Here is a 14,891-nt window from a genome sequence, read left to right on the forward strand (position 1 = left end):
CCGTCATAGATATGACTGAAATTTAGTCAATGTATTATTAATGGCTTAATACCTTCAGTGATACTGTTTCTCCCACAGCTTGGAATTTAACTTTACCTCCTATAGGAAATGTAGCCATTGGCAAAACATGTCCAAAATCAACATTAAATACAACAGGTATATTTTTTAATTGTTTTTTTGATGCTATCATCCTTTTTATGGTTTGAACATCCATTTTACAACTTGTATCAAAACTTCCAAATACAACACCTTTAATCCCTCCACCCTCTACTGTCTGAATAAGGGATTGAAGATTTCTATCAAATTCTAAAGTGAAATAGTCTCCCACAATGTTGTCATCCTCAAGAAATAAAACTTTATTTTTCAAGCTGGGCATAAATTGTGTCCCCTGCAATAGGTTTAAGGTGCAAAGGTTTCCTCCTACGATTTCACCCTCACAAAACCCCTCTTGAATAACATAATATTCTTTTGCTTGTTGAGACGGCTCAATATAATACTCGTCTGAATTTACCAAACATTTCTCAAAATAGTTGTTTGTATACTCAATACCTTCACTAAATCCAAATGAAGTAAAATTAGTTCCACAATAAGTAACTAATCCTGTTTTAGTATAAATTGCATTACTTAGCGCCGTAATATCAGAAAACCCGCATAGAATTTTAGGATTTTCTTGTATTATAGAGTAATCTATATATTCTAATATTTGATTGACATTAAAACCGCCAATACAAGCAATTATCGCTTTAACATTTTTATCCAGAAAAGCAGTATGTAGGTCTTCAACTCTTGACTGTATGCTAGATGAATTTTCTTCATCAATTTCCCTACTGTTCTTTGAAAATGATATTATATACCCCTTATCTGAAAGGAATTTCAGAGAATTTTCAAAAATGTCCTGTCTTACGACGTTTAAACTCCTGGAAGGAGCAATTACCCTTATTTCATCACCGAAATTTAGCTTTTTTGCAATCATAATATTCACCTCAAATCATATTAAGTTAAAGTTAGAATTAAAATTCAAACAATTCAGTAAATTCCTTTTCGGGCTTAGTAATTGCCATTTGCCTAAAATGAGTATTTCCTGGTTCAAGTACATATTTACCTGTTTTGTAATTGTGTTCTGCTTTTCCAAGTGCCTCATCACTATCATTTGCAAATGCTTCAAACTCCTGCCATTGATTGCTCTTCAGTATCTTCGGTCTTAATTAATTCGATATGTTGACATTATATTCCACATATTAAGCAAAAGCAACGCCATGTTTATCTCAATCATTTACTTCTGTATAATGGAATGTCCCTATTCCCTATGCTTAATACAGGTTCACGTGAATAATCAATTGTGGAATCAAACATAACGCAGTAATTAGAGCTTTCATCCTTTTGTGATGGTGATGAAATAGTTGCAGCAATTTCTTTTAGTGTTTTTCCGTCCTTATATTTTATTGATATTGGTTTATTAATCGGTTCACTCAGCTTAACTGTTACGCTCATTTGATAAACATTAATTGACTGTATTAACGCAGAATCAACATATGTTTTTTTAGGGAATAATATTTCATTTGGTTTATTATCTAAGTCCAAATCAAAATTTACGCTTAACGGCTCTTTGAAAGTAAATAATTGTGGAGTATTTATTACCAATTCATAATCATTTACATTATTACTTTCAAGAGGCCCGAATGTGTAATTATATATTCCCTCTTCTTTATTTTGCGTATTACGAAAGCTTTGTCCAATAGCATAATGGTCTTGTTTAAAATCTTTATTTCTAATTTTAGGGTTTAGTAATGTGTAGGCATGTGGTTTTTTTATCTTTAAAGAAACACAGGAATTAATAAATTTCAAGTCGGTAATTCGCATTTTGAAATTTTCATCTAAATCATAATTTTTTATAGTAAGCGGCAATATTTTTTGGCTATCTTTATCAATTAAGCCTATGCTTTCAATGACAAACTTAAATTTAGAATTTTTATCTTTCATTATTTCTTTATTTGAATCAAACCTAAAAATAACACAATTTTGCTTCCCATTGTAAATCTCGCCGGAACTGCGAACAAAATTCCTTACCCCATCAATCTCCAGATAACACTCATTAAATGTTACTTTATTTTTGAATATATGATTTGCTTTATCTGTTAGTTTATAAAACAATAATATACCATTATTTTCTACTAATGCTGCATTTACAGTCAGCTGTATACCTTCTTGTTCAGTAGACTTATTTACAAAGTTGCCATTAACCGGGCCTGGATTGCTACCAAAAATTTTAACAATGTAATCACGAATATCATAGTTTACCCCCGCAAATGCCGTAACAGAAACTGTTAAAATAAAAACAATACACAGAGTAACTGCAACAGGAACGTACCGTAATTTCTTTCTCGTAAATTTATTTTTATCAGGCACTACAGAAATTTTATCCCAAATCCCAGGTGTAATTCGCTTAGCTTCTGTTAACAAGGCTTTTTTAATTTTTCTTTCTTTTAAATAAAACATAAAATTAAGCTCCTTTCGTTGTTTCTATTTCAGCAAATCATACATATTCTTTATTGCGGTTCGGTATTTCCAAGTAACAGTGCCCATGGGACGTTCTAGTATATTACTTATTTCTTTAAACTTCAATCCTGCTATAACGTGCATTACTACAATTTGCTGTTGCTCAAAATCTAACTGTTTAAGTGCTTCAAATACTATTAATTTATTTTCAAAATCTGTTTTTTGCTTAATATCAGAAATGATATTTTCGTAGCCTGACTCAGAATCAAAACTTGTAACAATCTCCTTTTTCTTTCTAAGTATATCTATAGAAGCATTTCTGGCTATCTGCAACACCCATGCTTTAGGACTAGTCCCTTTTTTATATGAAGCAGCATTTGCCATTACTTTACAAAACACTTCCTGGGATACATCTTCAGCAAGATACCTATCTTTCAAAATTATATAAGACAGAGTATAAACAGCCTCATTAAGTTCATCATATAAAAATTTAAAGCATTCATAATCACCATTTGCAATTTTTAAAATACTCTGCTCTAATTTTTTCAATAATAATTTCACCTCCTATTATTTAAACGTAATGGAGACATTAATTTATGGAATATTTTGAAATGTTGTATCTTTATACGTTCTAATTTACTTATAAGTACTAAAAGTATTATGATATAGCACCTTTTTATAATATAATAAATCTAACTTAAATGAAAAGGAGAAACCAATACTATGAAAAAACTATTTTTAGCATCCTCTTTTAGTGATGTGGTAAACATATTTGAAAGCGTTCATGGTGATTTAAAAGGTAAAACAGTTACTTTTATCCCTACTGCAAGTGTAGTGGAAAAAGTTACATCTTATGTTCATTCAGCTATGAAAATACTTGAAGATTTAGGGCTTATTGTAGATAATCTTGAAATATCTACTGCCACCAGCGATGAAATAGAAAACAAGTTAAGGAACAATGACTTTATCTATGTAACAGGAGGAAATACATTTTTCCTATTGCAAGAATTAAAACGCACTGGGGCAGATAAAATAATTGTAGAAGAAGTAAATTCCGGTAAGCTTTACATTGGCGAATCAGCCGGCGCCATTGTTGCGTCAGCTGATATTGAATACGCTCAAAAAATGGACAGCGTGGAAGAAGCTCCCCATTTGAAAAATTATAGTGCTTTGGGCTTAGTGGATTTCTACACAGTACCTCATTATAATAGTGTACCATTCGAAAAAGCAGCTCAAAGTATAATAGATAGCTATGAAGCTACGCTGAATTTAATCCCAATCAGCAATGATGGTGCAATTTGGGTTCAAGGTGATAAAATACAAATCCATGGTAAATGACATTGCAAGTAAAAAGATATGCGAACTAGGCTTTATCGTAGTTCGCGTATTTTTTTAGCCCCCCGTAACGGATTAAATATTTTAATGTTTGGAATTTGTCACACAATATGTAACATATTCACTTTCAAAGTGATATCCTAATTTTGCAGCCAATTCTGCTGATGCCCTATTGGCAGAATCCCAGCTCGGATAAATGCCATTGTTTAAGCATTCAAGAATTAGTTTTGAAGCACACGCAAGAGCAAGTCCCTTCCTACGATATTCCTCTTTTGTATCTATTTCAATTTCTATTCCCTTATCATATACCGTATAAGAGGATGCACCACATACTATATTTGAATTATGTGTTACAACAAAACCTTGCCCTAATCTTTCATAGTGCCTATAACTGGAAAACTGAGAACATAAGTCCTTTGACCATTGTTCCATCCTAATATTATTAAAGTGTTCCTCATCTATCTTTTGAATAATATATTCCTCTGGAAGACTACTAACGTAAGTCTTTAATTTTTGTGCATCGAATACATCAAGTTCTTTTTTAAAGGAGTACCGCATAAATTTGTTACAATTGTCTTTATACTCCTCCTCAATTAGGATTTCCCATTCGTCACTTCCGGGAATCATTAAAATACACGGTGAAGTATAATTATCAGGTATGTTTTTTACCAATTCTAAATTGGGGACTCCGGCAAAAAAATAAAAATCACCTATTATAATCTGAGCAGATTTTGGATTTTGAATATCATCAGCCCAAGCGTTTCCCATATAGCCTTGTAAACACGACCATATCATTGTTTTGTTCCAACCATTAAAGATTGGAGCAATTTTATGCATATCTTGTTTGGTAATAGAATACATTACAGACATTCCTTTCTAATATAAAGTAATCTCACTCATCATCAATATATTCAAATAAATCAGCCGGCTGACAATGCAGCGCTCTACATATGGCATTCATTGTCTCAAACCGAATACCTTTCATTTTACCGGTTTTTAAATTTGAAAGATTTACATTTGTCATTTCTACTAATGAAGCTAATTCATTTAAAGATATTTTTCTATCAGCCATTATACGATCCAACCTTATGATAATTGACATAAATCCTCCATTCTGTAAGTTTCAACAAACTACGCTATTTGGTCCATATCTTCTTGTAAAACATAACCATATTTAAAAATTTCAGATATGATCCCAAATACTACACCAATAGAAATAATATAAAAATTCAAAGATGAAAACTCAAAGGCCACGAACTGAAACACAATAATGGAAAAAATTATGTTTACTGCTACAGGTAACAATGCCACAAAAAAACTTAATACTGCTATAATTCTTAATCTGAAAACATTCCTCATGGAAAATGGAGTTATTCCATTTCTTACTTCGCTAAGCATACCATATAAGAAAATAAATATAATTTCAATTAAAATACTCTTCACAATCCCATTCAAATGATCCAAAATTATATTTGCTTTTACATTAGTTTTTCCGTTTTCATCGAGTCTGCCATAGTCATTGTAATCAACGGGATAATATTGTTTACCATCAATATATAAATAATAGTTATACGTATTATTTTTAGTGTCTGTAGGCCCCAGTTTCACTTCAAAAGACGAATTGTTCATTCGAGAATATTGATTTATCTGATTAATGTGAAATAATATCACTAACCCACAAAGAATGCAAAACCCCCACAAAATTATGTTATCCACCTTAATCTTTTTTTGTAATACTTTCATATTCACATTCATAATATAGCCTCCACGTATTAATAAGGTTAAATTCATATATTTGAATTTAACCTTATAATACTACTTTTAGAAACCATATTCAATATAAAAATTTAAAGTGCTACTTTAAATTTTTATGCTTTAACTTATATTCACATGTGAATGGTGATGAGGAAAGTAAAATAGTTAAGACCACATTCGCCTATAAGCCTATTGTTTGATATTAATATTATTGCAAATCGAAGAATTTTTCTTGGTTCTTCTTTTTGAAATTCCAGAAATCGGTGAACATAATTTAGACTTTGCTCTTTTGTAGTAGCATCCTGCATCATATAGTTTGATACAGCTGGGTCAGATAAGTAAGTATGTATGGCATCTATATCTTTCAATTCAAACTCTCTAAGAATTAGACGTTCTGTTTCATATGCTGGGAAAATGCTCATGTAAACCTCCATAGCTTAGTCAAGGTAACACTTTGTTTTAGCTTTAATACTTAATAAATATTTCTATCACCTTTTAAAAATTCTCTATTTAGTTATAAAATTCTGCATCATCTATTTTATCAACAATTCCCAGTTTATTTAATGAGCCTTATTTTCCACATTTATAATCATCAGAAAACCTCTCTGTGTAATTTTACGCTCACCCGTGTCTGTCACATTGGAATGTTTGCTTCCATAATTGTTCTTATCAATGTCAAAAAAGTGTGTACGATGTCCTAAATTTTAGTTACCATCATACACACTTTTCATTATGTTTTGGAAAAATTATACTTATATTCTAACAGGCAGCGCTCGGCATACCTAAAGGTACCCGGCTTGCTGCATAGTCGCTCTGCTCCCCTTAAGGTCGCATTGCTCCTTGCGCTGCGCAATAAACGCCTTCGCTTCTTCTGCCTTTGGGCAGCGCTCGGCGTTTATTCCCACTCAATCGTAGCAAAGCTTTGCAAGCCCCTTAAATACTGGTGTTTCATATAAAGCATCTTCATTTGGTGGGGTCTATGGTGGGTATTATATCAAATTGGGGAGTATCTAGAATAGTGTGTTGTTATATGAAGGCATGGTTATTTTCCATATCCTTCTCTTTCAAGTTGCTTCTTTCTTAGGCTGACTTTTACTTATCTTTTCCTTAATATTAGGGAATAAAAAAATCAATAACTTTATTAATGGCATTAAAATAAAATACTTTATTATTAGATTAAATGTTCCCAAAATAGGCATCGCATAATTATAGAATAATCTTTTTGTATAAACTAACTGAAGTCTTTCTATAAAGAACAGTTCAATTTTAATCATTTTAAGACTAAACTTAGAATTAGAAATTTTTATTTTAGAGCATGGGTTAAAAGCAACATCATTAACAAAAAAAGCTAAAGCCTCAACTTGTGAAACACTATCTAAAAAGTTTAATCCAACTTCCTTTCGTATAGTTCTTAGCATTTCAGCCATTAAATATAGCGATAAACCTTCATCATAGTATTTACATTTTTCTACCAACGGATTAGATGAAAATTCTCTAAAAAAAACATATTGTTTATACAATTTTTTGGAACCATACAATAACAGAGAAGATCCTACATCAAAAAATGATTTCTTCATTTCTTCAGCATTTTTAAATTGCTTCTTATTCATTTGAGAGAATACATTTTCTAAAAGTTCAATGAATTTTATGTATTGTTGCTTTTTTGCTTCATACTTTTTCAAATGAAGCTCATTTCTTTTTCCCATTAAATATATTAAAAATGAAACAATTATCGAAAAAAGAGCAACTTGTTCCGCTTTTAGTTTTGATATTGCCTTTAGTATTTCTATTAATTTATTATTCACCTCTGAAATCATTTGTATATCTCCAATCATTACAAATAATCTTAAAAACCCTGCATTAATATAATTATTGCTTTTACGAACTACTTCTTAACAGCCAACACCAATATAATACAATTATACATATTCCTGTTAAGACGAACAATAGAGAAGAGTAAAGATAGTACACTATTTTTTCAATGATTGATTCCCGTTAAACTTGATTTTTGATTGGTCTGCAGTTTTAATTTCTACATTTCCGGTCATTAACTCAGCAATAGCAGTATCAGCTCCACTCCACATATGAGCATAGTGCTTTAAAGTTATTTCAGGACTTGAATGCCCCATACGTTGCGATAAAACAAGAACTGAAACATTAAACTCGTTGATTAGATATGAAGCATGAGAATGACGTAATCCTTTTGCTTGGATTTTCTTCACATTTGCCAATTTTGCATATCGGCTAATGATCCGAGCTATTGTTGATTTAATCATTGGCAACCCATCATAACTAAAAATATAGTCATTTTCGTTACCTAGGCCTATTTCTGATTGTCGGCTACGCCATTCTTTTAAAATGTTAATAGTGTCATCATCAAGGGCAATTATTCTTTTCCCATCTTCAGTTTTAGTATACGAATTTCTTTTCCAGTTATTTCGCGTTTTAATAATTAGCATATGATGGACTCGTAACCGTTTTTTACTTAGGTCAACATCATTCCAGTACAAAGCGGTACCTTCATTTACTCGAATCCCTGTCATATAATACATCCATAGCATTACAAAATTCAAATGCTCATAGAAATCGCCTATATAAATTTGACTAATTACTTTTTCAAATTCCTGTTTCGTCCAATATGGGATAACAGCCTTTCCTTTTGATATTGCTTTAACCTTTTTCGAAATGTTGTATTCCAGATATTGCATTTCAACTGCCTTATCTAAGCTCTTTCGAAAGACTCCAAAAATTAGACTGGCATAGGATTGGGAATATCCAGTTCCACCATTTTTTTGGCTTGATAATAACCATGTACGAAAGTTTTGTACGTTCTCAACTGAAATAGACCGAAGGGGAATAGAGCCAAATCTATCAAGTAAAATTTCAAATGCAAATTCACGAGAAGCAAATGTACTTCCTTCAACATCAGTCTGATAGTAAGGCATATACACGGTTCTCATAAATTGCTCATAAGTCATTTTGTAGTTTCCATAACTATTGACCTTATGATATTCTCGTTTTAATCGAGTTAACTCTTTGTTAGCTTCGAATGCAGAAGAAAAAGGCTTGCCATTAGCGTCTTTTCTTCCTTTTTTTCGTATTCGTTTTCCTGTGATCCTATCAATTCCAAATTCTGATTGATAAAAATAGTTGCCCTTATCATCAACGTATACACCAGGATATTTTGTTGTTTGTTGTGTTTTATTTTCCATTAGAAATTACCCACTTCTGATGTGAGAGAAACGCCTAAAATGGATTCGACTACATCTCTCGGAACTCTGCCAAGTCTTCTGTTGTTGTAATAAGGACAACCTTTCTGAACCATGATTGCTTTTGCTTGTCTGATTAGTGATACTGCTTGATAATTTTTATAACCAAGCTTAATTAAATCATCTTTGCAAATAGTCGTACTCATCAAAACACCTCCTTTATTTTTACTAGTACTCATCTTTTCTCATGAGCCAATTTTTAGAGAATTCCTCCCCTTCTCCCCCTCCGGAAAGTCCGGCCCAGCTCCATCATGTCGCCCATGCCTGTCGGCATGTCCGAACCGTGATGCATCCGCATCCCGGTCTTGAGGTCAGCGTCTTTGACGATGACCGATTGTCCGGAGATAAATAAATAAGCTTTTGCGCCATTTATTTATCTCCTCCTCGAGAATAGAGGTAGGATTGAAGTTACCACTTCAATCCTACCTCTATTCTCTTATTCCATCTGTGGTAACCAAAACAGCAAAAAAATTGATAAAAGCGATATATTTCGCTTGTATACCTGTAACAGACACAGGTGGTAAATCAGACCAGAGTGTATTTAACTACGGTTACCACCGAAATAACCTCCGGAATACCTCTACTAAACAAGCGAAAAGACCAATATGCCGTGCTGATTTATAATAAGGATCACCGTCAGAATAAACAGCAGTGAGCAGTAAATATATTCAAAAACATTGCCGGAAGCTGTGCCGGTGCTCATAACTGAAATACACAATCTGGCATCCAAAACCTTGCAAATGATTCTGTAGAAGGAAAATTTCATGAGCCTTTCATGAACCCCAAGCTTTCTGAGTATGGTTGGAATCACTGACACAGGAACTCCGGTATTTGTCAGAACATCCGCCAGGTAAATATGACTGAAATAGCCTACTATAAAAGCAGTGCCATGTTGCGGAGCTGCAAAGATGTGTGATATGTATACTGCAATGATCGAGTACAGAATAAAGCCTTCTATAGAATGGAGAAATGTGCGGTGTGGAAGTACTGCTGTTCCCAAAATCACTATGGCAAATATGTAAAGCATTATATGATTGCCGTTCTGAAGATTATATATCGCTAATGCTATTCCGAATGTAAAATATATTATAAGAACTATAAACCTTTTTAATACTGATAATAAAACATTGATAGTAGTTGAACATGTATTATAAATTATTGCAATCACAGGAAGCCTTTTAATAAATCTTTCACTTGCTATTCCTGCAAAAATACAGCTAAACGCTATGACGTAAGAAATAAAGTAAACTTGATCCCTTGCTCCAAACTTCTGTATAATCCACGGTATATTATGCAAAATTAGATACCCTGACGAGAAACCAATTATAAATCTCAGTAATCTGTTCAAAATTCTTTCAAGGGTGGAGGTTATTTTTGCAGCTCCAATGGTTACCGGGTTTGATTGATTAATCATACTTCTTTCTGTATCCGAATCAACTATCAGAGCCCCCAGAGCAGCAGCTCCGACAGCAGCCAGTGAAATTTTACTGTTTCCCTTGATTATAGGAATGGAAGCCATAAACGGAAGGATGGAGAAAACCAGATAATACATAATGCCAAGCCGGTAGTGGGTTTTTCCCGTCATACACATCTTCCTTTCAGGTCGTATTTATTCAAATTACGATTTATTTTTTATTTTAGAATAACAAGTAAAATGACATGGAATTTCTTTACCATCTTTCCTGATGTAATCTCCTGTGAGCTTTTTACATGCCTTGCACTTTCTAATATTCGTGCTATTCCCAATGCAAATTTTCATAATCTTTCCTCAATTTCTTATGGTATAATCTCCCTTAAAGGAGGTGATAAACTTGAATATAACAATATCAACATCAGTTTCAGGAAATGATAGCACAATTGTTATTAATGAATTATCAGAATGTCCAATGTGTAAACATGCAATTAAACCTCATTTGCTTAGCAGAACATCCTATTTCGATGAAAATAAAAAATTGTACTTATCCGTTAATTACTTATGTAAAGCATGTTACAATTCATTTATGTGTCAGTATAGTGTTGATTTAATCTATAAGACTGGATATCATTACCCTAAAACAGTTCTAATGCGAGTTGCCCCTATTAATTTTGTTACTGAAAGATTTGAACCAATAATTAGTGATTCATTCCCTAATTTTATATCAATTTATAATCAGGCATTAGCTGCGGAATCATATAGTTTGTCCGAAATTTCTGGTATAGGCTATCGAAAAGCTCTTGAATTCCTTATCAAGGATTTTTTAATTAAAATGTACCCGGAGAAAGAGGAATCCATTAAAAACACTGTACTTGGTAATTGTATTAATAACTTCATAGATAACACTCAACTTAAAACTGCTGCATCAAGAGCTGTATGGCTCGGTAATGATCAAACACACTACATTCAAAAATATACTGACAAAGATATAACCGATTTAAAGCGCCTAATTCGTCTTACAGTTCATTGGATTTCCATGATCCTTGAAACTGAGGAAGCCGAAAAAATTGAGCAAATAAAATAACTATGTAATTTTCTGTTCAAATGTAAAAGTAAATTTGAAATTCTGAAGCCTATCAATTGTCTCATTCAATTGTTGGGCTTGTTTTTTTGCATCTTCAATTAATTTCTGGAACTCTTCAATATTTGTCGCATGAAAATAAATAGTCCCATCCTCACAAAATGTGTTTATTTTTTTCACTTTTTACTCACCTCCCATTCGTTATAGACTTATTTACGAAGCATTAGCCTATAAGCTCCAATGCTTTTGTCCTGTTATTTTTACGGCTATACCAACTTGTATCGTTTTCAGATTCTTCTGGATATTGTAGATTTTCAAGATATTTGCCTATGGCTTTTATCGCTGCCAGATCGTGCATAAGATTTTTCGTTCCACTTAATAAATTTTCAATTTCATAAATACTTGGTAAGTGTACCCTTTCGCTACTAAAACGGTCACAAGTTACTATCTTCTCAGGCACTTCAAATCCAAATTTTCCAAATAAGTCCCATAGTTCCATGCACCATTTTTCAATTTGAGATTCCTTGGTGCTGTCCAATCTTCTTGCTATTTCATGACCAATACTATGAGCTTTTTTACTTAAAGATAGATTTTCTTCAGCTGAAATTCTGTCTTTAAGCCTTCTCATAACTTTGTTTTCCTCATAGCCGTGATATAACAGGGCAAGAACCGAATTTATATTCAGTTCTTCAGGGTTATGGAATTTAGGTGCTTTTACAACGTGCCAGCCGTTATCATTTCTTACAATCAGACCTGCTTCATCAGGAATATCCGACTTTCTCAGTAATCCTTCAGGGATTGCGAAATAAACTCTATGGAATACCCCTCTATACTTATACCATTTGTTTTTACTTACATCTGCATAGAATGATTGTTTGGTGAGTTTAACTTCATATGCCCTTAAATCCTTAGATGCATACATATGCGGCTTTATAGCGACAACATCAACACGACCATTCTCACACCCCGGTACTGCTACCTCTGTAAAAGTCATAAACCCACACTTCCTAAGATAATCGGCAAGGTCTAATTGCAAATCATGTTCACTTTCCCATTCCAAATTATTCAGCTCCATTCATTGTCATCTAGTCAGTAAGCCTTTAGGCTTCATTCCCTTTTAAGCATATTACTTGTACGACTCAAGTCGTCCTTGCCACCAAATTTGCGAACAAAAAAACCGCAGTCAGACTGCGGTAGTAATTCATTAACTTATTTATTTTCAACAAAGGATTTATGTAATACTATTCCATTTGTTTACTCATTATATACGGAAACAAAATCATTGCAAATACTATAACTATTATAATGATACCTGCAATTCTTCGAGACATAAAATAAGCATCCATAAATATCCTTAACATTTATAACTATATCCGCAAACCATGTTGTAACATGTTCGAAACCCCACTGCTAATGTTAAAAAATGTTGTAATGCATTTCACTTCTCAAAATACTGCTTCAAAGCCTTTTCTATAACATCCAGTACCTGTTTTTCATTTGCATCCTTCTCAAAATATTTCGAAAAATTATTAGCCGGCAGCTTAAAATATGTAGTCTTGCTAGTTGGAGCTGAAACAAGTATGTTTTTTATCTGAACAAGATCAAGCTTTTTATTTTTGCTATAATACTTCATTTCTGCTGCCTGTGACATCTTTATATTTATGTCATTATCATTCAGAAATGAGGCAAGCAGCTCTTGTTCAACCTTATTTAAATAACTGATTTCAACAGCAATATTAAATGCTATTTTGTTTTCATCTACCATATTTAAAAGAGTGTCTGTAAGGTATGTCATTCTTAAGTATCTTTGAACCTGTGAGCCTGAATCGCCATATTCCCGGCCAACAATATCTCTGCTCTTCAATCCTATGGAATCGTCATGCTTACCTTTACGCTGCATGGCCTCCAGCTTCATTTTATATCCATAGGCCTTTTCACTTATCAACAGATCATCCCTTTGCTGAAAATTGCTGTCTACGACAATTATAGAAGCAGTGTCGTAATCAATATCCCTTACAATACATGGCACTTTGTTCAATCCAGCTTCAATGGCTCCATTCCTTCTATTATGACCTGATAGTGTCTGCAACCCCTCTTTTCTGATAATCAGGGGGCTAATAATGCCAAGCAGCCTGATACTTTCAACCAGCTTTTTAAATTTGTCCCCCCTGTGGGGCTTGAAAGGATGTTCAGGAAAGTCATTTAAAGTAGTAGGGACCAGAAACTGGATTTCAGACTCAGGATTTACACCAAGCAAATCATTTAATCCTTTGTTTGCGTTTACCTTGGAAGCTAAATCAAACCTAGACATTCAATATCTCCTCCGTCAGCCCTCTGTATGCATGGGCCACTATATTATTGGGAGAATACTGAAGGACACTCATACCTTCAATGGGTGCTTCTGCAACCTTAATTGACTTGGGTATCAGCGTTTGAAAAATCCTGATATTACAACCATAGTTGTTCTCAAGTATCTCCTTTATCTGTCGGGATAAAATTGTCTGCCTGTTGAACATAGTAATAAGGATTCCTTCAATTTCAAGGGCTTTGTTAATCTGCCTTTTGATTCTGGAAATGGTCTGGACAAGTAACTCCAACCCCTTCAAGCTCAAGAATTCCGCCTGAACAGGTATTATTACACTATCAGCAGCGGTCAAGCTATTAACTGTCAGCATTCCAAGGCTTGGGCAACAATCAACCAGAATATAGTCATATAAATTCCTGATACTCTCCAAGATTTCCTTGAGAACATATTCACGGGACATAGTATTAACCAGAGCAAGTTCAACTCCGGACAAAGACATGTCTGCAGGTATTAAATCTGCCTGCCCAGTCTTAATTATAAATTCCTGCTTCTCCGGAATCCTGTCATTATTCATTTTTTCTAACATTACTTCCGAAAGGGTAATCAAGCCGTCTTGTCGGTCATTAATCTCCGTTTCTATTCCGGAGCTCATGGTCAGATTGCCCTGAGGATCCATGTCCACCTTCAGAACCTTTTTACCCTTCTGTACTAATCCGTCTGCCAGATTGGATGCCGTTGTAGTCTTTCCAACTCCACCCTTTTGATTTGCAATCGCAATTATTCTACCCATTTTCATAACCTCACTTTTTAAAAATCCTTTGCTGTGCTTTAACTCTCAGCTTTTTTGTTACAATCAAGTAAAGAGTGCATAGTAACGGAGCTAAATACACATATATATTTGTATTTTCATAATATGCAGGATAAACAAAATACCCTAAATATACTATTGCTAAAATAAAATCAGAGGGAATGTGTTTTAATGCATTTAGTAAATCCGAAAGGCTATCTGCCATTAAACTTAAGATAACAAATCCCATAATCTCAGTAATACTAAATAGAACCAGAAACATTTTGATTGTGTGTGATATACCCAGATCATTTATGAGTCTTATGTACCCCCAAACTGAATACCAGCCCAAAAACACCAGCTGATAATAAAATAGGAACCTGCCATATAAAAATGACTGTTCCCACCTGTATCGGATTTCCGAATATTTCACTTCCCTGCACCTCCAG

The 14,891-nt window shown here is 33.4% G+C and carries 18 protein-coding genes; 2 read left to right on the forward strand and 16 right to left on the reverse strand.

Annotated features, from left to right (window positions below; translation table 11 throughout):
* Positions 1-37: 37 nt before the first annotated feature.
* The 3 genes from P0092_RS14645 to P0092_RS14655 form a co-directional block, all read right to left on the reverse strand.
* Entirely contained in the window at positions 38-973 is a 936-nt protein-coding gene (locus P0092_RS14645; protein WP_004621654.1) for a S66 peptidase family protein, read from the reverse strand.
* A gap of 296 nt (positions 974-1,269) precedes the next feature.
* Positions 1,270-2,496: a DUF4179 domain-containing protein gene (locus P0092_RS14650; protein ID WP_004621653.1), complete on the reverse strand. Its 1,227-nt coding sequence runs from the start codon at positions 2,494-2,496 to the stop codon at positions 1,270-1,272.
* A gap of 24 nt (positions 2,497-2,520) precedes the next feature.
* Positions 2,521-3,045, reverse strand: a complete 525-nt coding sequence (locus P0092_RS14655) for an RNA polymerase sigma factor (RefSeq protein WP_004621651.1) — start codon at positions 3,043-3,045, stop codon at positions 2,521-2,523.
* A 174-nt stretch (positions 3,046-3,219) separates the two neighbouring features.
* Between P0092_RS14655 and P0092_RS14660 the strand changes: the two genes are divergently transcribed.
* Positions 3,220-3,834 carry a peptidase E gene (locus tag P0092_RS14660; protein ID WP_004621650.1) on the forward strand — a complete coding sequence of 205 codons (615 nt, stop codon included), beginning with the start codon at positions 3,220-3,222 and terminating at the stop codon, positions 3,832-3,834.
* 81 nt (positions 3,835-3,915) lie between these two features.
* On the opposite strand, the gene P0092_RS14665 is transcribed toward P0092_RS14660, so the two are convergent.
* From P0092_RS14665 to P0092_RS14700, 8 genes are all read right to left on the reverse strand, one after another.
* Positions 3,916-4,668, reverse strand: a complete 753-nt coding sequence (locus P0092_RS14665; RefSeq protein WP_276186951.1) for a GNAT family N-acetyltransferase — start codon at positions 4,666-4,668, stop codon at positions 3,916-3,918.
* A gap of 55 nt (positions 4,669-4,723) precedes the next feature.
* Positions 4,724-4,933, reverse strand: a complete 210-nt coding sequence (locus P0092_RS14670; RefSeq protein ID WP_004621645.1) for a helix-turn-helix domain-containing protein — start codon at positions 4,931-4,933, stop codon at positions 4,724-4,726.
* A 29-nt stretch (positions 4,934-4,962) separates the two neighbouring features.
* A complete protein-coding gene (locus P0092_RS14675) occupies positions 4,963-5,586 on the reverse strand; it encodes a DUF2975 domain-containing protein (RefSeq protein WP_004621642.1) in 624 nt (207 codons plus the stop codon).
* 131 nt (positions 5,587-5,717) lie between these two features.
* Positions 5,718-6,008 (reverse strand): GNAT family N-acetyltransferase, encoded by a 291-nt coding sequence (locus tag P0092_RS14680; protein WP_004621641.1) that lies wholly within the window; start codon positions 6,006-6,008, stop codon positions 5,718-5,720.
* Positions 6,009-6,650: 642 nt separating this feature from the next.
* Positions 6,651-7,421 (reverse strand): hypothetical protein, encoded by a 771-nt coding sequence (locus P0092_RS14685; RefSeq protein ID WP_276186952.1) that lies wholly within the window; start codon positions 7,419-7,421, stop codon positions 6,651-6,653.
* Positions 7,422-7,556: 135 nt separating this feature from the next.
* Positions 7,557-8,798, reverse strand: coding sequence for a tyrosine-type recombinase/integrase (locus P0092_RS14690; RefSeq protein ID WP_004621637.1), 1,242 nt, complete (start codon positions 8,796-8,798; stop codon positions 7,557-7,559).
* Positions 8,798-9,001, reverse strand: coding sequence for a DUF3173 domain-containing protein (locus P0092_RS14695; protein WP_004621635.1), 204 nt, complete (start codon positions 8,999-9,001; stop codon positions 8,798-8,800). Before P0092_RS14695 ends, P0092_RS14690 begins: the two co-directional genes overlap by 1 nt.
* 437 nt (positions 9,002-9,438) lie before the next feature.
* The gene (locus tag P0092_RS14700) at positions 9,439-10,440 is read right to left on the reverse strand and encodes a metal-dependent hydrolase (RefSeq protein WP_004621633.1); all 1,002 of its coding nucleotides are present in this window, start codon (positions 10,438-10,440) and stop codon (positions 9,439-9,441) included.
* A 226-nt stretch (positions 10,441-10,666) separates the two neighbouring features.
* Here P0092_RS14700 and P0092_RS14705 point away from each other — a divergent pair, with 226 nt between their 5' ends.
* Positions 10,667-11,353 (forward strand): DUF4145 domain-containing protein, encoded by a 687-nt coding sequence (locus tag P0092_RS14705; protein ID WP_004621630.1) that lies wholly within the window; start codon positions 10,667-10,669, stop codon positions 11,351-11,353.
* Here P0092_RS14705 and P0092_RS14710 read toward each other — a convergent pair whose 3' ends face one another.
* The 5 genes from P0092_RS14710 to P0092_RS14730 all read right to left on the reverse strand — a co-directional run bounded on the left by P0092_RS14710 (position 11,354) and on the right by P0092_RS14730 (position 14,875).
* Entirely contained in the window at positions 11,354-11,530 is a 177-nt protein-coding gene (locus tag P0092_RS14710; RefSeq protein ID WP_004621629.1) for a hypothetical protein, read from the reverse strand. It lies immediately after the preceding gene.
* Positions 11,531-11,573: 43 nt separating this feature from the next.
* Positions 11,574-12,425 carry an MmcB family DNA repair protein gene (locus tag P0092_RS14715; protein ID WP_051132029.1) on the reverse strand — a complete coding sequence of 284 codons (852 nt, stop codon included), beginning with the start codon at positions 12,423-12,425 and terminating at the stop codon, positions 11,574-11,576.
* A gap of 363 nt (positions 12,426-12,788) precedes the next feature.
* The gene (locus tag P0092_RS14720; protein ID WP_004621623.1) at positions 12,789-13,661 is read right to left on the reverse strand and encodes a ParB/RepB/Spo0J family partition protein; all 873 of its coding nucleotides are present in this window, start codon (positions 13,659-13,661) and stop codon (positions 12,789-12,791) included.
* Positions 13,654-14,445, reverse strand: a complete 792-nt coding sequence (locus P0092_RS14725; RefSeq protein ID WP_004621622.1) for a ParA family protein — start codon at positions 14,443-14,445, stop codon at positions 13,654-13,656. Before P0092_RS14725 ends, P0092_RS14720 begins: the two co-directional genes overlap by 8 nt.
* Positions 14,446-14,455: 10 nt before the next feature.
* On the reverse strand, positions 14,456-14,875 hold the full coding sequence (locus P0092_RS14730; RefSeq protein WP_004621620.1) for a hypothetical protein: 420 nt from the start codon (positions 14,873-14,875) through the stop codon (positions 14,456-14,458).
* Between the last annotated feature and the right edge of the window lie 16 nt (positions 14,876-14,891).

The organism is Ruminiclostridium papyrosolvens DSM 2782 (assembly GCF_029318685.1).
GTDB classification, from domain to species: Bacteria; Bacillota; Clostridia; order Acetivibrionales; family DSM-1351; genus Ruminiclostridium; species Ruminiclostridium papyrosolvens.

What these genes read in the sequence shown, in the direction of transcription:
- P0092_RS14675 (WP_004621642.1), bottom strand. Translation starts at nt 5,586, where the DNA reads ATGAATGTGAATATGAAAGTATTACAAAAAAAGATTAAGGTGGATAAC.
- P0092_RS14725 (WP_004621622.1), bottom strand. Translation starts at nt 14,445, where the DNA reads ATGGGTAGAATAATTGCGATTGCAAATCAAAAGGGTGGAGTTGGAAAG.
- P0092_RS14690 (WP_004621637.1), bottom strand. Translation starts at nt 8,798, where the DNA reads ATGGAAAATAAAACACAACAAACAACAAAATATCCTGGTGTATACGTT.
- P0092_RS14695 (WP_004621635.1), bottom strand. Translation starts at nt 9,001, where the DNA reads ATGAGTACGACTATTTGCAAAGATGATTTAATTAAGCTTGGTTATAAA.
- P0092_RS14660 (WP_004621650.1), top strand. Translation starts at nt 3,220, where the DNA reads ATGAAAAAACTATTTTTAGCATCCTCTTTTAGTGATGTGGTAAACATA.
- P0092_RS14680 (WP_004621641.1), bottom strand. Translation starts at nt 6,008, where the DNA reads ATGAGCATTTTCCCAGCATATGAAACAGAACGTCTAATTCTTAGAGAG.
- P0092_RS14720 (WP_004621623.1), bottom strand. Translation starts at nt 13,661, where the DNA reads ATGTCTAGGTTTGATTTAGCTTCCAAGGTAAACGCAAACAAAGGATTA.
- P0092_RS14700 (WP_004621633.1), bottom strand. Translation starts at nt 10,440, where the DNA reads ATGACGGGAAAAACCCACTACCGGCTTGGCATTATGTATTATCTGGTT.
- P0092_RS14665 (WP_276186951.1), bottom strand. Translation starts at nt 4,668, where the DNA reads ATGCATAAAATTGCTCCAATCTTTAATGGTTGGAACAAAACAATGATA.
- P0092_RS14650 (WP_004621653.1), bottom strand. Translation starts at nt 2,496, where the DNA reads ATGTTTTATTTAAAAGAAAGAAAAATTAAAAAAGCCTTGTTAACAGAA.
- P0092_RS14715 (WP_051132029.1), bottom strand. Translation starts at nt 12,425, where the DNA reads ATGGAGCTGAATAATTTGGAATGGGAAAGTGAACATGATTTGCAATTA.
- P0092_RS14645 (WP_004621654.1), bottom strand. Translation starts at nt 973, where the DNA reads ATGATTGCAAAAAAGCTAAATTTCGGTGATGAAATAAGGGTAATTGCT.
- P0092_RS14685 (WP_276186952.1), bottom strand. Translation starts at nt 7,421, where the DNA reads ATGATTGGAGATATACAAATGATTTCAGAGGTGAATAATAAATTAATA.
- P0092_RS14670 (WP_004621645.1), bottom strand. Translation starts at nt 4,933, where the DNA reads ATGTCAATTATCATAAGGTTGGATCGTATAATGGCTGATAGAAAAATA.